This window comes from Segetibacter koreensis DSM 18137 (assembly GCF_000374045.1).
Lineage (GTDB): Bacteria > Bacteroidota > Bacteroidia > Chitinophagales > Chitinophagaceae > Segetibacter > Segetibacter koreensis.
The window spans coordinates 42,205-64,044 of record NZ_KB893316.1; the positions used below are offsets into that span (position 1 = coordinate 42,205).

A 21,840-nucleotide genomic window follows, 5' to 3' on the forward strand; every position below is an offset into this window, starting at 1 on the left:
AAACATGCTGACAAAGAGAATAATACCTTGTTTAGATATTAAAGACGGGCGAACCGTAAAAGGCATCAATTTCGAAAATATTCGCGATGCTGGTGACCCTGTAGAATTAGGTGCATTGTATGCACAACAAGGGGCAGATGAACTGGTGTTTCTTGATATTACCGCTACAGTTGAAAAGCGTAAAACTTTAAGTGAACTTGTTAATCGCATTGCCCATAAAATAAATATTCCGTTCACTGTGGGTGGAGGAATTGGTAGTGTTGAAGATGTAAGCGTCTTGTTAGCAAATGGCGCTGATAAAATTTCAGTAAATACCGCCGCTTTTAAAAACCCTTCAATGTTAAATGAACTTTCAAAAGAATTCGGCTCACAATGTGTGGTCTTGGCAATTGATACAAAACAGGAAGAAGATGGCGAATGGTATGTTTACTTAAATGGGGGAAGAACGAAAACAGAAACCAAATGTTTTGATTGGGCAAAAGAGGCTGTTGACAGAGGCGCAGGTGAAATCTTATTAACATCAATGAATAATGATGGAACAAAAAAAGGTTTTGCCTTAGATATTACGAAAAAGCTTTCTGTCAATTTGCCCGTTCCTATAATTGCATCTGGCGGCGGTGGAACAATGGAACACTTTACAGATGTTTTTGAACAGGGAAAAGCCGATGCAGCGTTGGCTGCCAGCATTTTTCATTTTAAAGAAATTTCAATTCCTGACTTGAAAAGATACTTGCGGGAGAAGGGAATTGCAGTTAGGTTGTAGGTTTTCCTGTTGAACTCTGCGGGTGTGAAGATTATTACTTTTTATAAGTGCTTTTTTTCTTTTTTTTAAAGAAGCGGAGTAAAGAAATACAGCACAAGAGTGCGACGCAACGGATGTTACAATAGAATTACAAATGGCGACTACAAAAAATAAATCAGTGAATATAGATTTTTCAAAATACAGTGATGGACTTGTTCCTGCGGTTGTGCAGGATGATGTAACGAATAAAGTATTGATGCTTGGATTTATGAATGAGGAAGCATTAACTAAGACTAAGGAGATTGGCAAGGTGACTTTTTATAGCCGCACTAAAAAAAGGCTTTGGACGAAAGGAGAGGAGAGTGGAAACTTTTTGTTACTGAAAACCTTGCTGCTTGATTGCGATAATGATACTATTCTTATAAAAGCTAACCCTGTCGGGCCTGTTTGCCATACAGGGGCAGATACGTGTTTTAATGAAATTAACCAATCCGACAATTTTTTAAATTATTTGGAAAGTGTTATAGAACAAAGGAAAACGCTTAAAGCATCTGATTCTTATGTCGCTTCACTTTTTTCAAAAGGCATTAATAAAATTGCTCAGAAAGTAGGCGAGGAAGCGGTGGAAGTTGTGATAGAGGCAAAAGATAGTAATGAGGATTTGTTTTTAAATGAATCAGCAGATTTGCTCTTTCATTATTTGATTTTACTTAACGCAAAAGGCTATAAATTGCAGAATGTTATTAGTATTTTGCAGAAACGCCACTCGAAGTAATATGAAGAAATTATTGCCACTTTTATTGTTTCCCTTTTTTTCTATAGCTCAGAATGTAAATGATTCTACAATTAAAGGTGATTTTTCTATAACCGGAAATATAAAAGGCTTACCTGACAGCACAATGGTTTTTCTTGCCCGTCCCGGACAGCCTTCAGATGTTCTTGCTACAACTTATGCCCAGAAAGGTAAGTTTAACCTGTTTGGAAAAGTTGTGGACGGAGATATTTACCAGTTAAACTTTATAGGTTTTCCTGATCAGCCAGATGTGTTTTTGACTCCTGCTAAAATAAACGTAACAGGCGACGTAAAAACACTTAAAAAACTTGTCTTTACCGGTTCGACGGCACAAAACGATTATCAATCTTATACATTGAAGTTTAATGCACTGAAAGACAGGCTGGCAAATTTAGCTGGCGTAATTAATAAAACTCCTGAAAGTCGTAAGAGAGATTCTTTGATCAACATTTTTGAAAAGAATAAGCAAAAAGTACTTGAGCAGGTTGATTTGTTTGTAAAAGCTAAACCTGCATCACCGGTAACACCTTTTATTATATATGTTACCAGCCCGGTTGATAATAATGTAAATGGTCTTGAAAACCGGTATTCTGCTTTGCTGCCAGCCGCGAAAGAGACTTTTTATGGACGGGAAATAGCTAAGCTACTTGCATCTTCCAAAATCGGAATGGAGGGTACCCAGGCTATTGATTTCACTCAGAATGACACCGCAAATAACCCTGTTTCTCTTTCATCCTTTAAAGGAAAATATGTTTTGGTAGATTTTTGGGCAAGCTGGTGCGGACCTTGTCGTCATGAGAATCCTGCGGTGGTTGCTGCTTACAATCAGTATAAAGACAAAAACTTTACTATTTTAAGCGTTTCCCTTGATCAAAATAAGGACAAATGGAAACAAGCCATACTTGCCGATAATCTTACCTGGACACATGTAAGTGATTTAAAATACTGGCAAAACGAAGTTGCCCAGTTGTACCATATTCAGAGCATTCCTGCAAATATGTTAATAGACCCAAGTGGAAAAATAATTGCGCGTGATTTACGGGGTGAAGCATTGTCAGAGACACTGGGAAAGCTCCTGAACAAATAATTTGATTAATGGTTTGATTTGCCGGCAGCTGATCGTTGCGTCGCATCTCGTTCAAGCTTTTTGTACTATGGGCAGCATTTTGTAACTACTGCTGCCCATACACAAGTTGATTTACATTCTATCCAGCATTGCCTTTAATACCCTTAGCGGCACTCTCACCCAATCAGGTCGGTGATTCAACTCATAGTTAAGGTCGAGCATTACTCTTTCAAGCAAATAAGTTTCCAGCATCATTTGAAGATCATCCTCATCTTTTGGAATAAATGCACTTCCCTTCACTGTTTCAAGATACGCCCTTAGAAAAAATCCCCTCATATACAAAGCCCACACGTCTGCAAAAGGAAGAAGACCTTGTATGTCTTCTTTAGGCACCTGGCTTGTTTTCATAAAACCTTCATTAGCCACATACCTGATCGAGCGCATCATTCCCGCCACGTCTCGCAGTGGAGAGCGTTTTAATCTTCTGTCACTAAAGCTTCTTACAGGATCGCCGCCGAAATCATTTATCACTATGTCCTTTCCGGTAAATAGCACTTGGCCTAGATTGTAATTACCATGAATCCTTGTTTTAATCACATCCAGTTTCTTGACATATATTCTCTTAAAGATTTTCAGCACATCATCTCTTCTGGCTAGAACTTCTTCCAAATCTATTCTTACGTTATCCGGAAGCTTTTCAATTTTTTCTTTTTTTATTTGAAACGTTTGTCTGACAAGTGATTGCATAGATGAAAATAACGATCGTTGGTAGTGGAGCGAAAAATCCTCAGGCGCAAAGTCTTTTACTCTTTTTTCTGAAGCGAGAGCAAGATGCATTTGTCCTGTTCGTACACCTATGGCTCTTACCTGTTCACTTGCAGTGGGGCCTAATAAGGTTTGTAACTCTTCCGGCAATTCATCAAAAGATACAGGGTTTGTAAGGCTGCCTGGTTTTGCTAATGTAAAAAGTTCGCCTTTATCTGGGGCTGCAAGAATTCTTTCAATATAATTACCTATCCGTGTTAGCATAAAGCTATAAGCATCGCCGTGGTTTTCTTTCAATAACTGCAGCATTCCGAGAGCTATGGTATCGTTTTGAAACTTCCACTCTATAGCACCGCAGAAGGCGGGAACATGTTCAAATTGAGCTTTTTCTGTAAGAAACCTGGTAATCTCAACATCGGGGTTTGTTGTAGGATCAATCTTTCTATACACTTTTATGAAAAAACCATTGTCGTAATTAATTGAGGTAAAACCGTCTTCAGTGTGTATTTTCGATTTCACATCCGGTTGTTGCTGTAATTGATTTTTTAACTGACTGATGCCGTAAAATTCTATTGAGCTCTCCTCTAAAGGAATAACATCATTAGCCGCCATTTTTTGAATAAGGTCATTTTGAAAATTAGCACTAAATAAGGCGTCAATTAGAATAGCTTCCTCACCTCCTATTTTCAATTTTGCAACTATCGCCTCGGGACAAGTTTCTTTCATTTTTAAAGCCAAATCTTCTTTTGCAAAAGTCAGTGGCAATTGATAAGACTCAGGTAAGCTACCTTCAAATTGAACTTCGACAAGTATTAAAACGACTTTCTCCTCCCTTGTTGGAATAGTGGCATGATTGGTAATTACAATGCTTTGAATACTGCGTTCTTTATTTATGAACCAATCAGTTTTTATTAAATAACTAGCCAGATTATTTTGTATTTCTTCCAAAGTGCTCTCTTTCAAAATTTCATCCCACGTTTCAATTCTAATTGTAGGGAGGGCCTCCAGGGTTTGAGCTTTAGTATTTACATTTTCCAGTTCAAACCATTCATATGCATAGGCTCCAAGTGTAAAAAAATAAGGGCTGTCTTTAACTACGGGAAACCTATTCTTACTAAAAACCTCTACGGGAATGTGATTTTTGTAAGCAGACAAATCAATTTCTGCTGCAAGTGAATATTTTGATAAATTAACAATTACCAATAGCGTTTCATCCTCATATTTCCTGGTAAACGCTAGTACCTTAGGATTGTCGGCATGAATAAATTTCAAATCTCCTCTGCCAAAAGCTTTAAATCTCTTCCGAATGTTTATCATGCGTTTCATAAACCAAAATAGTGAAGATGTATTGGCGCGTTGCATTTCAACATTTACAGCTTCATAATGATATTCAGGGTCTAATATAACCGGTAGGTAAAGTTTTTGAGGATTAGATGCTGAAAAGCCAGCGTTTCTGTCAGGAGACCATTGCATGGGCGTACGTACTCCGTCACGGTCACCAAGGTAAAAATTATCTCCCATTCCGATTTCATCGCCATAATAAATAACAGGAGTTCCCGGCATAGAAAATAAAAGACAGTTCATCAATTCGATCCTTCTGCGGTTGTTACCCATAAGCGGCGCAAGCCGATGACGAATGCCAAGATTAATTTTTGCCTTTGGATCTTTTGCATACACTTTGTACATGTAATCACGTTCTTCGTCAGTCACCATTTCAAGTGTTAACTCATCATGGTTTCTTAAAAACATTGCCCATTGGCAATTGGCGGGGATAGCAGGGGTCTGCTCAAAAATATCAGTAATAGGGTAGCGGTCCTCCATCTGAAGTGCCATAAACATTCTTGGCATTACAGGAAAATGGTAGTTCATATGACATTCATCACCATCACCAAAGTATGACGCAGAATCTTCTGGCCACATATTTGCCTCTGCAAGAAATACGGTACCGGGAAAATTATCATCTACATGTTTTCTCAATTTTTTTAAAAAAGCATGTGTCTCAGGCAGATTTTCCCCATTTGTGCCTTCACGTTCAAACAGGTAAGGCACGGCATCAAGGCGAAATCCGTCGACGCCCATTCCACACCAATAATCAAGTATTTTAATTACTTCCTCCTGCACCAGGGGACTATCATAATTCAGATCGGGCTGGTGATGGAAAAACCTGTGCCAGTAATATTGCTGTGCTACCGGATCCCACGTCCAGTTGCTTGCTTCGTAATCGGTAAAGATGATTCTAACATCTTTCCATTGATCCGGATTATCCGTCCAAACATAAAAATCTCGCTCAGGAGAACCTTTAGACGCTGTACGCGCTCTCTGAAACCACGGATGCTGATCGGAAGTGTGATTAATGACAAGTTCGGTTATTACTTTAAGATTGCGTTTATGAGCTTCATTTAAAAACTGTTTAAATTGAGTTATATTACCGTAGCGCGAATTTATACTATAGTAATCGGCAATGTCATAGCCATCGTCTTTAAGTGGGCTTGGGTAAAAGGGAAGCACCCAAATAGCTGTAACACCCAAGTCCTGCAGGTAATCCAGTTTTTGAAACAATCCCTGGAAATCACCTATTCCATCTCCGTTGCCATCGCAAAATGCTTTTATATGCAGTTCGTAAATAATTGCGTCTTTATACCAATGAAGTTTATCGTCAATTGTTGTATTTATATCCATAACTGCTAATTATAATTTTAATTGTCTATACCTGCATAATTTGCGTGCCAATGTAAATCAACCTAATAAACCGAGATTTATGGGATTATTATAGTTGTAAATAAAATAAGAATTTAAAATAATTTTTATTTGAAATGCTGTAAAAGCAGAATAAAGAACTTCAAAAGTAGAAAAGTGGCTAAAATGATTTTATATTGTTTTGACAAATAATCGTAAATCTGCAAAGCATTAATAATTTTAAATTTCCAGGTGCCTCTTTTTTATCAAAAAAATATCAGCCCGACCACAAAGCTAGCTATTTGGGAAATTGAAGAACAGGAAACGTTTTTTCTTTCAAAAGTACCGTTGCATAGAGAAATTACTCATCCTAATAAACGGTTGCAACATCTTGCCGGCAGGTATCTTTTACCTTTTTTATTTAAAGACTTTCCAACAAAAGAAATTGAAATTGCAGACACCCGAAAACCTTTTTTACCCAATGAGCAATATCATTTTTCCATTTCGCATTGTAATAAATTCGCAGCAGCAATTGTAAGCAGTGACTGCCGGGTCGGTGTAGATGTTGAATTTACTACCCCAAGACTTCATAAAATAAAACATAAGTTTTTGCATCCCGACGAATTGCGATTTGTAAATTCACAATTACCTGGCAAACAGATTGACGTTTTAAGTATACTTTGGTCTGCAAAAGAAGCTATGTATAAATGGTATGGTGAAGGATTGGTCGACTTTAGTGAAATGATGAGAACATTTCCTTTTGAATTACAAAGAGATGGTATAATAGATGCAGCATTTATGAAAAACGGATTTCATCAAAAATTACTTCTTAATTACAGACGAATGGAAGAATTGACTTTAGTTTGGGTAGGTTCATAAAATAAAACAGACATTGATGGTGTGTTATAGGATTAATTTACCTTTTTTAATAGATTTTGATACGGTAAAGGCTGGAGCATTACTGCGCATCTTTATTCTTTTGATCAAAACTGTCCAATCTGAAGAAGAATCTGAAGGGGGATGTCCAATTGATACAGTTCCGGAATTTACATGTTTTATACTTCCATTTTGCAAGGGTCCTCCTGCTCTCGGATTATACCATTGTACAGAATAAGAATAATTACTAAAAGGAAGGTGTATGTTAGAAGTTCCACCTTTTTTTAAATACACTACATATACTTCACTGTCTTTTCCCAAACTCCATCCGTTTGAAACATTATTTAAAGGTTTTAGTTCTATTGATGAAAGATAAGTTTTGAAAAATTCAAGTGCATATTTTGCATATCTCCAACTCTTGGCGCGGCTTCGAAAATCCTGGCAGGTCAAATCTGTTTCCCCTGTCTTATAACCAAAGTAGTATTCTACTCCGGCGCCTCCCGCCATAAAATTTCCCCACAATACACTTTTCCTTATAGCATCTGAGTTGTCAGCAACCGAACCTCTATTTCCGGCATATTCACGATCTGCTGCCACTCCTACATCTGCAGGATTTTGCTCGTCGTTTGCTACAATCCATTTCTTTCCTGCTTTTGCAGAAGCTTCAACCCATTTTCGGGTTTCTGCATAAACATTCGAAGTATCGGTCTGAATCGAAATTCCTGTAAAATCAGACGCTTTGCCTAATAAAGGCCTGTACACTTCCTCCTGTTTACGTGGAAACGTATGAATGACAATATTGTGATTATAGGGGTCATGATCATGCAGGTACTTTGCCATGTCCTTTCTTTGCTTGTCAGTCTGGCTGTTTTCTTCACCTATATTCCAGTTTAAAGCAAGATGATGTGCAAAGCGTGCTATTAATTCTCTGCAATATAATTTTCTCTGTATACCCAGCTCTCCTTTATCCAATAAATTATTACTTTCAGTTTCCTGTAGTTTGAAATGGAGATACATACCCATTTTTTGCGAATGCTCAAATACAATTTCCCATTGGTCCATTTTAGAAATATCTATTCTTGTAAGATCAGAAGGAGTTATATAGGGAAAAACGTTTTTGTCGTCCCCATTTATATTTAACGTGAGAAAAGAAAAAGAATTCATGCCTTGCTCAGATAAATAATTTACTGCTCCGATTATTCCTTTTCCTTTTTTACTTTTCCAGGTAGTATCTCCACTATTCCAATCTTTTATATGCGGAGCCCATGTTTTTCTTCTTCCACCGCTGTCAGGTGTATTATCAAAGTCTGTATACGCTAAAAAATTTTCAGGAGCATCAGAACCTGCTTTTCTAAAATATTCTCCCGTTTCTGCAAATTGCAAATAAGCTGCTCCAACATATTGCAAACGACCTTTTGCTCTAAGATCTTTTCCTGTTTTGTTTGAGGATAAAATAGAAAAACTGCCTGAAGCGCCGTCAATTAAAGATATTGGAGTTCCTGAATTTATATCATCACTTACCGCTACCTTATTACCTTTCCTAAAAGAAGCAACATATGTCCATCTTCCCGTTTCATCGGGACTGAAATGCACTCTCCACTTATTGCCGGATGTTGCCGATGTTTCTCCTGCATTTCCATCTGCTGCGAAATATCCCGGTACTTTATAGCTTTTTCCTGAAGTATGGGTGAAGGTTACGTCAAGCCGATAATTGAGGAAAGGATTTACAGAGTTTGTTTCGCTTGAAAAAGGTCCATCAAAAGTAATTGTAACGCGATGCCATTTTTTAAGTTCCCCGGATATTTTCCCCGCTTTGGCTTGGGCAGTAATTACACTATCTTTTGTAGCCTGAAAAGGTAGTTTCGAAGATTTTGGTGCATCATTTTTAGTTTTAAAATTTAAATAAGGCGATGCTGGCAGTACTTGTATGTTTTTAAACGGATCAACGCTGTTTTTCGTATTTTGGTTTACAAGATTAAAGGAGGTTTTCAACTGGCCTGATAATAAGAATACAATAACCTGGATGAATATTATATATAGCCAGTTCAACGAGTCTAATTTTTTCATCCTGATTTCATCAATACAGGTAATAAATTTAGAATTTAAATTTCATTTTAATATATAAAAGTGTCTTTTTAAATAATGATTCCAAATTCTTACCTATAATAAAACAAACAGCCTTTTTCATAAAGGCTGTTTGTTTTATTATTTCCTGTACTTATTTCGCTACAATGCTTATCATATTCCTTTGTATTAATCCAGCAAATAACTGTCATTTTCTTCCACCAGACTCATGTTTACTGCATCTGCTCCTGCAATACCTTCTATAGAACCACGAATGTGAGCTGCGTTTAAAAGAACTTTTTCAAGTTGCTTTTCTCTTGCTTTCCAAAGCTTTTCCATTGTGTCTCTCTCTCTTTGAATACTTAGCCGCATGCTCATAAATCCTTCCCTAATGGCACTCCATTGTTCGGCAAATTCATTACTGGTAAGATAATCGTACAACATTTGCATTTTATCGCCCCTGTTTTCCTGACTTTTAGTAAGTGCAAATACTTTAAGAATGCTTGTTCGTAAAACGGTAGCAAGGCTTTTTACTTCTGAGAATGTACATATATATACTCCATCTCTTTCACCAAATCTTTCCATGTCTTTTGGCAAAGATTGGGTAACGATAACCGCTATATCTGCTCCCTGCGACCGCATATCGGCTTTTAACTTATCAATCCAGTCGTTTCCGAAATCCTTTGTCCTTTTGCTTTCATAAATTATCTTTCCGCACTCGTTGCCATAGGGATTGCAGATAATTTGAACGCAATCTGCACCACGTACGCCTTTACCAACTGGTACTACCTTATCAAAAGGAAAACCAGATTTTAAAATATTTTCGAGTAATAATTCCTGTACTTCGCCCTGCATTTGCATGCTCCCCTGCTCAGCTTTACGCTTCATTTCATCTATTAGCTTTTCCTGGTCTTTCATTTTCTTATCATACTCTGCAAGACGCATGTGAAACTCTGTTTCTTTTAACGAGTTTTTTTGGGCCTCTTCCAAACGTATCTGCTCAGCTAACTGCGACCTTTGCTGCAAAAGTTTGCGCTGCAGTTCCAACTCCAGTTCGGCTTCCCTGTCTTTTAGCTTTTGTTCCCGTTGTAGATAATCCAGTTCTTTTTTGCGGGCTTCTTTCAATTTCTCAGAGCTCTCCTCGCACGATTGCTCCAGCATTTTCATTTTCATTTCATAGTCCGAAGCTACTGACCTTTGTATTGATTCCTGCAATTCCTGCTGCAATTTTTGCTTTTCCTGTAAAAGTCTTTGCTGTACTTCCTGCTCCTGCTGTTCGTGTTGTTTGGCGAGCAACTCTTTTTGATGCTGTAGTGCGATCTTATCTTTATCCACCTCCATTTTCATCTTTTGCCACTCTGCTGTCATTTTTTGCCTGGCCTGGGTCTCAAAATCTTTCATAAACGCTTCGCCGGGCTCAAACTTGTATTGGCAATTAGGACAATTTATAGATAACGCCATCTTCTGATTTTTTTGCTAAAGTAACTAATCATCCGTCAAAAGATTGCAAGTTTTAGCTAAAATTTTTAGTAAAAAGAGGAATTGTTTATTTCTTATTTATTTATGTTAACAAGTAAAAAAGAAATAGCTACAAGAAACGTTTAACGAGGGAAATGAATGAATAAAAAGATATGGTAAAGCTGATTAAAAGTGGAAAAGTACAAATGTGCGATGCAACGGAAGTCCAACTATGTTATTCGTTTGCGACCCAATCAGCTTTTTCAGGTGGATCCTCGCAGCATCCTCTTGTGCCTGTCTCTTAAAAAATCATTGCATCAATCAATCCTTCTGCTGATATCTGCATCAATTTTGTCAAAAAGATGTTGTGGCTTGTAGACCCTCCAGTTTTGAATATTCATCAGCTCGATGTAGTAATTCAACTTTTTGCGTTTAAAATCATATTGAGTTTGTTCGGGCATGTTTAAAGCAACTATCCAGCCTCCTTCATCAGTTACTTCTTCAAACCACTCTTCGTAGTAATCTTTATCCCCGCTATGAAAATTAAGCACATTTTCAGTTATAAGAATGAATTTAGTAATATGTTCATAAAACATATCATCTATAACATCCCGCTTCAATGTCATAATGTCGTTTTCAATAGCATCGTTCCATTCTCCTATCAATTCAATTACGGCAAAGTTTTCTGAATAATCAACGTACAATACTTTGAGGTATAAAGTTTTGCTTCCAAAATCATCCCATTGCGGATGTATATAATAATTGTATACAGTCTGTGAATACTCAAACTCACTATAAGTACGACCGAAGAAAGGAGACTTTTCATCTTCTTCAGCGGTGTACATATGCCTCCAGTTAAAAAAAGGTTCAATATCATGCATATCTCTGACCCCGGCTCTTTCTTTTATAATTTTTACTAATTGCAAATACGAAGATAAATGAGATAATTAAAAATTTAAAGCATAAATATTACGTGAAAAATTACCAAATGGCATCAGAAAAGTTAACCTAATACTAATGCATTTAATTTTTAAATTACTCTATCAAAAGTTGTATAAGACAAAAAAAGGCCGCTTTTTGCGACCCTTTTTTATAACATCAGTTTGACGCTATTGAACTATAAGCTTGTCGTTGTAAAAGACTTTTTTGTTGCCACCTGTTAATTTTATCAAATACATTCCGCCTGCTGAGGTGCGAGGTAGAGATACTTTTTCTGTTTGTCCCGGAAGGGCAATATTCAATGGTTTTGTTATTACATTTCTGCCTGAAGCATCTGTCAAAACCAGGTTGTATCTCCCTGCAGGCACTTTGTCAAATTTCACGGTAAAAGTTCTATTTGTAGTAGGATTTGGATAAACACTTACTGCCTCATTGCCTTTTACTTCAGACCATACTATTTTGTCTGCATCTCCTTTTTTCTGGTACAATAAGTTGCTGTTGGCCAAATCTGAACTGTTATAAACTTCGTTTTCGTTCTTGTTAATAGCAGTAGCCTCCAGGGTAGAAATGTTTACCTTATAATAATTATTGCTTAAGGTAGCACTGCTTACGATCAACTCACCATTATTATTAACCACCATTCCATTACTTGTAAATTCAGGAGGGACTCCTTTTAGCTGACCAAGATAGTCTGCAATTCGGGTTTTAGGATTTAATTTGAAAATATGATTGCGGTAAGTGACCAGGTACATATTCCCGTAAGCGTCGCCTACCATATCTCCACCCCAACTGCTGCATTGAGCATGTATGCTCATAGTTCCGTTTTTCTTACCGTCAATTAATTCACTAAGGTTTGTTACAGAAGGCTTTTGATCAGTGGTGAAACGGATAAGGCTTTTTCCATCGTTAGTTATTGCATATCCTACCCCGTCAGATGCAAAAGCCATACGGGTAATTATGTTTGCCTCGTCAACTTTATTGCCTGTATTAAATGCAGGATTGTCATCAATCACAACGTTTAGATCACTTGAACCTAAGTCAAAATACATTAGGGTGTTTGATCGCATGCAGGTAAAATATAGACGGTTGTGTAGTGCATCAAAAGCTGCAGCCGCGACGCCAGAACCAGTGGCCGAACTTAGAAATGAGTTTCCTTTATTGAGACCAGAGGTTAATTTATAATTTACGGATTTTTTTACAGACGGATCATAAACAGTGCGAATTACTTCGCCTGTAGCCAGGTCAATTTCCCTTATCACGTTCCACGTAAAGTTTCCCTTACTTTCACCGGTAACGGCAAACGCAGTGTTTTTTTGTGCGATTGAATGAGATGAAATTAAAACTGCTGCAATGGCCAGGTAGGGTAAAATTCTCTGTTTCATATAGTAGTTTTTTATACTACTAAGTTATGCCTTTAATATAAGAAAAGGAAATTATTTACTGCTTTCAACCGCCTTTTTTATACTTCCATGTTTCAGTAAAAGTGATTTTGCAGAATTATAATCTTTTAAGTGTAATTGTTCCATAATCATTGTAACTCCACGGTCTATAAGCTTTGCATTAGTTAATTGCATATTTACCATTTTGTTATCTTCGACTCTTCCCAACCGTATCATTACTGCTGTTGATATCATATTAAGTACCAGCTTTTGAGCAGTGCCGCTTTTCATACGTGTGCTGCCTGTAACGAATTCCGGACCAACAATTACCTCTACCGGAAAATCTGAAAAAGAAGCGGCCGGACTGCTGGGATTACAGACAATACAACCGGTTTTGATACCTCTTTTTTTGCACTCTTGCAATGCTCCAACCACGTACGGTGTCGTTCCACTTGCTGCCAAGCCAATCACTACATCTTTGTCACTTACAAAATGTTTTTGTAAATCGTTCCAACCTTGTTCGGAGTTGTCTTCAGCAAATTCGACTGCCTGGGTTATTGCCTTTTCTCCTCCCGCAATCAATGCTATTACCAGTCCGTAAGGTATGCCATAAGTGGGTGGACACTCACTTGCATCAACAATAGCCAGGCGGCCACTTGTACCCGCGCCAATATAAAATAGTCTGCCCCCGGCAAGCATTTGATTTGTTATTGCAGCTACCAGTTTTTCAATTTGTGGAATTGCTTTTTCAACAGCCGCTGGCACCGTTTTGTCTTCGCGATTAATGTTTTCAAGTATTTCATTAACAGTCATTTTTTCCAAATGCCTGTATTTTGATGGTTGTTCGGTTATTTTTATAAAATCTGACATAGAGCTCCAAAGTTCCCAAAAAAGCTTTTACAACTTCTAAATTATTTGATAGCAAACGAATTTAAATTACCATCAAACGTCGTATTACTAATTTCTTTTAATTTATGCTACACCGGTATGATATTTCACCAGGCCTTCCATGGGGTTCTTAAGAACATGCCCTAAATCGAGCTGGTGGCTGTTGCATAATTCCTGCAGTACGTCTTTGAATCCAAATGCAATACTGCCAATAAAATTTATAGGTAATTTCCAGCTTTCGCGATATTTATATAAATGATAGAAGAAGAAATCGTTCAAACCATCTTCCAATATGTTTTCGACCATATAATGGCCTCTGTTATCTGAAAGAAAAATAGCGAAGCTGGCAAGATATCGGTTGGGAAAAGGCTTTTTATAGAGATTTTCTAAAATTTCCATTTGATTTGTTACAAACATCGCATCAAAGCGTGCTTTTAAATCTTCGTCAAAAGTATTGTAGAGATAGTGTTGTAAGACTTTTTTCCCCAGCGAGGCGCCGCTTCCTTCATCCCCTAAAATATATCCCAGGCTGGGAGTGCTATTCATTATCTTTTTGCCGTTGTAATAACAAGAATTTGATCCGGTTCCTAATATGCAGGCAATTCCTTTTTCGTTGCCACATAGTGCACGCGCAGCTCCCAGCAGGTCTGTATCTGCCTTAACTTCCGCATCAGGAAACAATTTTTTCAATGCTTTGCAAATAATTTTTACATTACCCGGATTGCCAAGACCTGTGCCGTAAAAATGTACTTTATTTACTTCAGCATTTTGTAACCCGGGAATTAGCTCTTCTTGCAATAATTCAACAATTTGTGCTGCATTTAAAAAATAAGGACTGATGCCAGTGGTAAAAATTGTTTTCTTTTTTCCACTATCACTTACACCGCACCATTCGCATTTTGTAGCACCACTATCCGCAATTAATTGTATTGGCATATTTACACGTAGAAAAATCGGGAAGATTATTTCTTTTCTTTTAAAAATTATAAAGAACAAGGCAATGCGAAATCAATTATTTACCATCTTATTTCTTCATTAGGTACTTTAAAATTTCATTTGCTGCCATAACTTAAGCACCAAAGTAATAACTTAAATAAAAAGAAAAAAGAGATTTAATTTTTTTGGCTCAAAAACAGCATTTTACGGGAAAGGTGCTGTTCATAAAAACTTAATAGCTATAATAGAACACGATAATTATACTTTTACAGCTAATTAAGTATTAGTACTGATGAAATGTAAAGGAGTATTAAGGCTGGCTTTCTTATTTATGGCCTTTTTTTATGGGCCTTACAAATCAATGGCTTGGGGAATGTTGGGACATCGTATTGTAGGCGAAATTGCAAGTACTTACCTGACACCCAAGGCAAGAAAAGAAATTCAACAGATTTTGGGAACAGAATCTATTGCGATGGCGAGTAACTGGGCAGATTTTATAAAGTCAGATACTACCTATAAGTACCTTAACTCATGGCATTATATAGATTTCGATAGCGCAATAAATTATACCAGAATGCAGTCATACTTAAAATCTGATACTGCAACTGATGCATACACAAAACTTAATTTTCTTATCAGAAAGCTTAAAAATAAAAAGCTTTCACAAAATGAAAAACTAATGTACCTGCGGCTGCTTATACATATTGCGGGTGATGTACATCAGCCTTTGCATTCAGCTCGTACTGGCGACGCAGGTGGAAATGAAATAAAAGTTTCGTGGTTTGGTCAACCTTCAAATCTTCACCGTGTATGGGATGAGCAGTTGATTGAATTTCAAAGACTAAGCTATACAGAATATGCTGCGGCAATTAATCATGCAAGTGTGAAACAAAGATTGACCTGGCAGAAGCAATCAATCAGCAACTGGTTGTTTGATTCGTATCGTATAAGTGAACAATTGCGTAAAGAATTGCAACAACCTGAGCAGAAGCTTAGCTTTCAGTACAATTTTAGACATATAGAAACACTCAACGAGCAATTGCTGAAAGGCGGAGTGCATCTCGCTGGTTTATTAAATCAAATTTTTGGGTAAGTCATGTTTGAATTTTGTGCTGCCTGATGTCATTGTTTTCATAGATTATTTTATTGCCACTATTTATTCCAATATCGACCATAGCATTTGAAAGTTCTTCAGAGTTTATTACGCCGCTATGATATACTCTATTTAGAAATGGATAAATTCCCCTCATAATTTTATAGGTAACATTCGGCTCTTTTCTTGGTGTGACCGGGTAAATATATCCAGGCCGAAATATATAGGTATGAGGGAAATCATAACTCAATAAAATGTTTTCCGCTATGCCTTTATCTTTGGCAAACATCATCACGCTCTTTTCGCTCTGGTCTGCACCCTGCCCGCTAAGAAAACAGAATGTTGCTTCGGGACTGTTTTCTTTTAAAGCTTTTGCAAACGCATTTGTATAATCAACAGTTATTTTTCGAAATTCATTTCTTGGTACCTGTCCCGTATAAACGCCTATGCAATAAAAACATATGTCCTGGTTTTTAAAATACTCATTTACAGAATCATAATTTAGAAAATCTGTATGAAGGACTTCTACCAGTTTAACATCATTTATTTGTGACCTCCGCCTCGTTATAGAAGTAACCTTTTGTACATCGTTACGCTTAAGACAATTTTGTAGAATCAGATTTCCTATCATTCCTGTACTTCCAGCAATAATTATGTTTTTCATATTAATAAATTTTATTGTTAGAATTGATAGTTCTTAATGAAAAAGAGAAGCTGTACAGCAACTTCTCTTTTTATATAGCAATAACAAAAATTAATTTGTTTTGATAACTTAAAAATTCGGTTCATCGGCGCTGGGACCATAACTTCCCGGAATGGGTATATTTAACAACCGGAGATACACGCCCAACTGGGCACGATGATGAGTGGTTTGCGCAAAGGAATGTCGTATTACTTCATACTTAGTCATGACACTAAATACTTTTTCGCCATTTCTTAAGGTCCAGGTTGGTAATAAATCTTCTTCTTTAGCTTCACTCAAAGCTGCTTTGCCTTCTGCTAACGATTTTTCAAAAACGGATATTAATTCCTCTGTATTACTGACAGGGGTAGGAGTGTAGTCCATTTTTGAAAAATCCAGCTCTGAAGTTGTTAGCGCCATTTTTACCCACGATGGCAATTCTGCTATATGAACCGTTAACTGTTTCAGCGTCATGCTTTTTTCATGCGGTTTCCAGTCAAATTTATCGTCAGGTACACGTTCAAGCATTTTTCTTGTGATAGCAGCTTCCTGCTCCATCTCTTTCAATAGTAGTGGAATGATTTGCATATTTTTTTGGTTTATTAATACAAAGGAAAGAGATATTATTTATATTTTGTAGGCTTACAGTGAGGGTATTAAGTATTTTTTCAGCGAAATCTGTTCTTAGCTTGTCGTTTAGAGGAAAGTATGGGAGATGATAATTTTCGATTGGATTATTACCGTTTGAGGGACTACATGAAGTAAAAAGAAGCCGTGTATTTGCTTTATGAAATATTTACAATAAGTTCAAACAGTCTCAATACTGTTTTTGACTTTATATCCCTTTACATGTTTACAAAGCGGACCGGTCTGCGTCATTCTTTTTTGCAACTGAATTAATGCAACGAAGACAGAAGTCATTAAATTCTTTTTCAATGTCCGTGGTTACATATCCTTCAATTTCTTTCTGAAAAAGCATATTGTTTTTAAAATCAATGGTTAGCAAACCGTCTTTTATAAGTGTGTTATTAATTTCACCCCACTTTAGAACTTTACGGGGAAAACTATTGAAAGAAATTTCATTTTCAGAAAAACCAATTTCCTGGGGAAATTTTACCTGTTTTTCCAACAATGCGGCGACAGCATATAGAATTGCCATCCAGATATTTCTTTGCGGGCCAACAAACCAGCCAACAGCTGCAATTAATAATCCTAGCCGGAAATATGCCTGCCCGTTTTTTCGTTTTTTAATAATGGTATAGATCCATGCGAGTAATATCCCCACACCAAAATATAAATATCCTGCTCCGCTCTTTGGATAATGATAATAGTAGAAACCAAAAACAAGCAAGGCAAAAATGTACATTAGTTGGCTCACCTGGTCAACAACCTTGTAGTCCGGCTTTTTGAGTGTAACAAGAAAATCGTAAACCATTAATTATTTTTCTTTAACCATTAGGTTACATAATTTAAATAATAATCGTGCAGCTACGTTCGCATCAAAGCCTCCTTCACCAACACCTACCTCATTTAAGTCAAAACCTACAATTTGCCTGCCGCTTTCAATTACTTTTTTGAAAAGATAAGTTACCTGTTCTGCTTCAAAGCCACCGGCAACAGGAGTACCAGTGTTTGGGCATAATTTGGGGTCCAGACCATCTACATCAAAACTTATATAAACCTTTTGCGGCAGTTTTTCTGTTATTTCACTTACGATTGTTTTCCATGTTTCGCCTTCGTATTGTCTTTCTTTTATGTTTTTATCAAAAAAAGTTACAACGCGATCGGGGTTGTCTGTTATAAATTTGGCTTCGTCTTCTGAGTAATCCCGTATGCCAACCTGCACCAGCTTTTTCAATTCAGGAATTTCCTGTAAAGCGTTGTACATAACAGAGGCATGACTATAGGTAAAATCTTCATAAGAATCACGTAGATCGCAATGTGCATCAATCTGTAAAATTCCAAAATGTCCGAATTTTTCTGCTATCGCTTTAAAAAAACCGAAAGGTGTGCTATGATCACCCCCGATCAGTCCAACATGCTTTTCCTGGTCAAGCAATGCTTTAGTTTGCTGGTAGACCCACTCATTTAAAAAAATACTTCCTTCATTTATTTCTTTAAGGCTTTTGCACATAAACTTATTAGCTGCTACTTCATCGCCTTTTGAAATATAATCTATATATAATTCTGCTTCTTTTCTTAAATAATCACTTTTTAATAAGATTTTCCGGTCTACTGGTTTCATAAAAAAACCATTTTTCCAGCCGTCTTTTACATCACTATCAAAAAGGTCTACCTGCAAACTCGCTTTGAAGATCTGGTCTGCAGCTCTTGAAGTTCCCGCTCCGCAACTTACAGTCACCTCCCATGGTACAGGCAATAAAACAACTTTCGATTCTTCTTCTGAAAAAGGCAGACCAAAAATATTGTTGTTAGGATTCCCGGCGCCGCTCGGGTCAAACTTAGATAAATCCATCTTGTTATTTATATTTTTTAAAAGCGGTGCAAGTTAGCCTATTTGAGTATTTGACGAACACTAATAATAACAGGCCACTTTCAATCTTAACAAAAATGAGAAGCCATAGAGGGTTTTATAGGCAAAATTAGCGGGCACGAAAAGGCAAAATTGTTAGAAGTTGTGCTTATATCTTTAAAATAGGGAGCCGTGAATTATCTTATAAAAAACAAAAGTTATAGAAGGACGTATATTTGTAAAATTCCTGTTGTAATTGACAACTCAATATAAAAATGACAAAGACTAACATTTTAAACAATGGAATTCCAATCTCAATTTCTTTAGAACCTACATTAGAAGCTGAAAATATTCAGCCAAAAGTAACCGCTGATAAGAAGAGGCTGTTAACAATTGCTGCATTGGCAATAGTAGTTGCGGTGTTAATTAGTGTAATTGCCAAATTACTGGTATATCTCATTAATTTGGTTACCAACATTTCATTTTATGGTAATTTTTCCTTTGAACATTCAAGTCCGGCAAATAACACCTTAGGGTTGTTTGTGATTGTGGTTCCTGCGTTAGGAGGTATTTTGGTCGGCTTAATGGCTTTATTTGGTTCTAAAGCCATTCGCGGCCATGGCATTCCTGAAGCAATGGAACAAATTTTAACTAATCAAAGTAAGATAAAACCAACTATCACTTACCTGAAACCTATTTCATCTGCTATAGCTATTGGCACTGGCGGTCCGTTTGGTGCTGAGGGACCTATTATTGCCACAGGGGGAGCGCTGGGTTCTACACTTGGACAATTATTGAAAATTACACATAATGAACGCAAAATATTGTTAGCTGCGGGTGCAACGGCGGGCATGTCCGCAATATTTGGAAGCCCAGTTGCCGCAATATTCCTGGCTATAGAATTGTTGCTGTTTGAGTTTTCACCACGTTCCATTATTCCTGTGGCGCTGGCTTGTATAACCGGTGCCGCCGGCCATCATTTCCTCTTTGAGGAAGGGCCGGTTTTTCAGATGAAAAACCTGATAGAAATGCCCTCTAACCCTGCACTTTTTGCATATAGCATTATGGGCATTTTAATTGGCTTTCTGTCTGTGTTTGTGACAAAAATTGTCTATTTCATTGAAGATACTTTCGAAAAAATTCCTGTGCATTGGATGTGGTGGCCAGCCATTGGCGGTCTGGCCGTTGGCGCAATAGGTTATTTTGCCCCACGAACTCTTGGCGTGGGTTATGAAAATATTACTGACCTTCTTTCCGGTACTATGCCTATACAAATAGTGCTTTCATTATGTCTTTTAAAATTTGTTTCCTGGGCTGTAGCCCTCGGAAGCGGAACATCAGGGGGTACATTAGCTCCACTGCTTACAATTGGCGGAGCCACAGGTATATTGTTAGGTAGCGCAATTATGTATTTCTTCCCCGCGTCAGGAGTAACACTTCCACTTGCAGCGATGGTAGGTATGTCAGCAATGTTTGCAGGAACATCACGTGCGTTAATAACTTCTATCATTTTTGCCATAGAAACAACTTCACAATCAAATGCTCTTCTGCCTCTTTTGGCATCTTGCACTGCGTCCTATTTTATTTCATTTTTTCTGATGAAAAATACTATCATGACAGAAAAAATTGCTCGAAGAGGAGTAAAAACACCACATTCCTACGAGCCTGATCTTTTAGAGAAAGTAAGCGTTGGCGAGGTGCTGGATGAAAACGGATTGGTACTAAGTGATGAAAATAGAATTTATGAGGTACAGGAATGGCTTGAAAACGAAAGCAACTATAAAAGCAACTATTTTATAATTGTAAATAATCACAATGCTTACCAGGGAATTATAAGCTCATCAAATTTACTTAGTAATCACCATAATAAAAGTGCCTTAGTAGGAACACTTATCAAACGAAAAAATATTTCTGTTTCTGTTGATAACAGTTTAAGAAAAGCAGTGGAAATAATGGCGAAAGAAAACATAGATGTCTTACCAGTTGTATCGAAAGAAAATAATATAACCGGCATATTAACTTACAAAAACATTATTTCCGCATACAAGTCAGGCATTGATGAACATCATAAGAAGCATCAAAGTATTTCACTAAAAAGAAATAGCCTGAAAATTTTAGTACATGGTCAAAAGTTGATGTCGGCAGTAACCGGTAAAAATTCATAAATTCTTTAAAGTAATGAAGCTATTATTTTTTTGTCCTCGCTGGGGACAGGAACATACACCTTGGGATACCTTTTTACAGAATGTAAAAGAAGCGGGGTACGATGGTGTAGAGTGTAGTTTGCCACTTTCTGAGAGGGAACAGGAAGAAATACTGAGTGGCTTTTCTAAATATAATCTGCAGTTTATTGCACAGCATTGGGAGACAGTTGATCCCAATTTTGAAAAGCATTGTTTAGAATATCAAACAAGGCTTCAGTCATTGGCAAATGCTAAACCTTTGTTTATAAATACCCAAACAGGAAAGGATTATTATTCCTTTCAGCAAAATGGGCAGCTTATTTCAATTGCCCGTGACATTGCAAAAAATACAGGAGTTTCAATTATTCATGAAACGCACAGAGGTAAGTTTAGCTTTGCTGCACACGTTACTAAATTTTTTTTAGAGCAGATTCCTGATTTAAGAATAACCCTCGATATTTCACATTGGTGCAATACAGCAGAAACATTTTTGCAAGACCAGGCTGATGCTGTTAATCTTGCCTTGTCAAGAACAGATCATCTTCATTCCCGTGTTGGATATACTGAAGGTCCTCAAGTGCCCGATCCTCGTGCTCCCGAATGGCAGGAAGCCTTGCAATTTCATTTGAATTGGTGGGACCAGGTAATTGAAAGGCAGCGAATAAATAATAAAGACCAATTTACAATTACATCTGAATTTGGCGCACCACCCTATATGCTGCTGCTTCCTCATACACGTCAGCCAGTAGTTGATCAATGGGAAGTAAATATGTATATGATGAATTTGTTAAAAGACAGGTATAAATAAAGTAATACATTTTCTTCAA

General features: G+C 37.1%; 18 protein-coding genes. 7 read left to right on the top strand and 11 right to left on the bottom strand.

The window, feature by feature from the left end; genetic code table 11:
• Positions 1-4: 4 nt before the first annotated feature.
• From hisF to B154_RS27680, 3 genes are all read left to right on the top strand, one after another.
• Entirely contained in the window at positions 5-763 is a 759-nt protein-coding gene (gene hisF, locus B154_RS0104560) for an imidazole glycerol phosphate synthase subunit HisF (protein WP_018612141.1), read from the top strand.
• A 133-nt stretch (positions 764-896) separates the two neighbouring features.
• A complete protein-coding gene (hisIE, locus tag B154_RS0104565) occupies positions 897-1,517 on the top strand; it encodes a bifunctional phosphoribosyl-AMP cyclohydrolase/phosphoribosyl-ATP diphosphatase HisIE (RefSeq protein ID WP_018612142.1) in 621 nt (206 codons plus the stop codon).
• 1 nt (position 1,518) lies between these two features.
• Complete coding sequence (locus tag B154_RS27680) at positions 1,519-2,622, top strand: TlpA disulfide reductase family protein (RefSeq protein ID WP_018612143.1); 1,104 nt, start codon at positions 1,519-1,521, stop codon at positions 2,620-2,622.
• A gap of 111 nt (positions 2,623-2,733) precedes the next feature.
• Here B154_RS27680 and treS read toward each other — a convergent pair whose 3' ends face one another.
• Positions 2,734-6,045 (bottom strand): maltose alpha-D-glucosyltransferase, encoded by a 3,312-nt coding sequence (treS, locus tag B154_RS0104575; RefSeq protein ID WP_018612144.1) that lies wholly within the window; start codon positions 6,043-6,045, stop codon positions 2,734-2,736.
• A 249-nt stretch (positions 6,046-6,294) separates the two neighbouring features.
• On the opposite strand from treS, the gene B154_RS0104580 reads away from it, so the two are divergent.
• A complete protein-coding gene (locus B154_RS0104580; RefSeq protein ID WP_018612145.1) occupies positions 6,295-6,921 on the top strand; it encodes a 4'-phosphopantetheinyl transferase family protein in 627 nt (208 codons plus the stop codon).
• A 24-nt stretch (positions 6,922-6,945) separates the two neighbouring features.
• Here the strand turns inward: B154_RS0104580 and B154_RS0104585 are convergent, their stop codons facing one another.
• The 6 genes from B154_RS0104585 to B154_RS0104610 all read right to left on the bottom strand — a co-directional run bounded on the left by B154_RS0104585 (position 6,946) and on the right by B154_RS0104610 (position 14,582).
• Complete coding sequence (locus B154_RS0104585; RefSeq protein WP_018612146.1) at positions 6,946-8,985, bottom strand: DUF5060 domain-containing protein; 2,040 nt, start codon at positions 8,983-8,985, stop codon at positions 6,946-6,948.
• 186 nt (positions 8,986-9,171) lie between these two features.
• The gene (locus tag B154_RS0104590; protein WP_018612147.1) at positions 9,172-10,443 is read right to left on the bottom strand and encodes a DUF2130 domain-containing protein; all 1,272 of its coding nucleotides are present in this window, start codon (positions 10,441-10,443) and stop codon (positions 9,172-9,174) included.
• A 314-nt stretch (positions 10,444-10,757) separates the two neighbouring features.
• A complete protein-coding gene (locus B154_RS0104595; protein WP_245542549.1) occupies positions 10,758-11,366 on the bottom strand; it encodes a hypothetical protein in 609 nt (202 codons plus the stop codon).
• 183 nt (positions 11,367-11,549) lie between these two features.
• Positions 11,550-12,761 (bottom strand): T9SS type A sorting domain-containing protein, encoded by a 1,212-nt coding sequence (locus tag B154_RS0104600; RefSeq protein WP_018612149.1) that lies wholly within the window; start codon positions 12,759-12,761, stop codon positions 11,550-11,552.
• A 51-nt stretch (positions 12,762-12,812) separates the two neighbouring features.
• Entirely contained in the window at positions 12,813-13,628 is an 816-nt protein-coding gene (murQ, locus tag B154_RS0104605; protein ID WP_018612150.1) for an N-acetylmuramic acid 6-phosphate etherase, read from the bottom strand.
• A gap of 102 nt (positions 13,629-13,730) precedes the next feature.
• Entirely contained in the window at positions 13,731-14,582 is an 852-nt protein-coding gene (locus tag B154_RS0104610; RefSeq protein WP_018612151.1) for a hypothetical protein, read from the bottom strand.
• 361 nt (positions 14,583-14,943) lie between these two features.
• Here B154_RS0104610 and B154_RS0104615 point away from each other — a divergent pair, with 361 nt between their 5' ends.
• Positions 14,944-15,675 (top strand): S1/P1 nuclease, encoded by a 732-nt coding sequence (locus B154_RS0104615; RefSeq protein ID WP_211217458.1) that lies wholly within the window; start codon positions 14,944-14,946, stop codon positions 15,673-15,675.
• 1 nt (position 15,676) lies between these two features.
• On the opposite strand, the gene B154_RS27685 is transcribed toward B154_RS0104615, so the two are convergent.
• The 4 genes from B154_RS27685 to B154_RS0104635 form a co-directional block, all read right to left on the bottom strand.
• Positions 15,677-16,339: an NAD(P)H-binding protein gene (locus B154_RS27685; RefSeq protein ID WP_018612153.1), complete on the bottom strand. Its 663-nt coding sequence runs from the start codon at positions 16,337-16,339 to the stop codon at positions 15,677-15,679.
• A gap of 108 nt (positions 16,340-16,447) precedes the next feature.
• Complete coding sequence (locus B154_RS0104625) at positions 16,448-16,945, bottom strand: DinB family protein (protein ID WP_026259963.1); 498 nt, start codon at positions 16,943-16,945, stop codon at positions 16,448-16,450.
• A 265-nt stretch (positions 16,946-17,210) separates the two neighbouring features.
• On the bottom strand, positions 17,211-17,792 hold the full coding sequence (locus tag B154_RS30530) for a hypothetical protein (protein WP_018612155.1): 582 nt from the start codon (positions 17,790-17,792) through the stop codon (positions 17,211-17,213).
• A gap of 3 nt (positions 17,793-17,795) precedes the next feature.
• Positions 17,796-18,833 (bottom strand): agmatinase family protein, encoded by a 1,038-nt coding sequence (locus B154_RS0104635; RefSeq protein WP_018612156.1) that lies wholly within the window; start codon positions 18,831-18,833, stop codon positions 17,796-17,798.
• A 272-nt stretch (positions 18,834-19,105) separates the two neighbouring features.
• On the opposite strand from B154_RS0104635, the gene B154_RS0104640 reads away from it, so the two are divergent.
• Together B154_RS0104640 and B154_RS0104645 are read left to right on the top strand one after the other, a co-directional pair.
• Complete coding sequence (locus B154_RS0104640; RefSeq protein ID WP_018612157.1) at positions 19,106-20,995, top strand: chloride channel protein; 1,890 nt, start codon at positions 19,106-19,108, stop codon at positions 20,993-20,995.
• Positions 20,996-21,008: 13 nt separating this feature from the next.
• Entirely contained in the window at positions 21,009-21,821 is an 813-nt protein-coding gene (locus B154_RS0104645) for a sugar phosphate isomerase/epimerase family protein (protein WP_018612158.1), read from the top strand.
• Positions 21,822-21,840 lie beyond the last annotated feature (19 nt).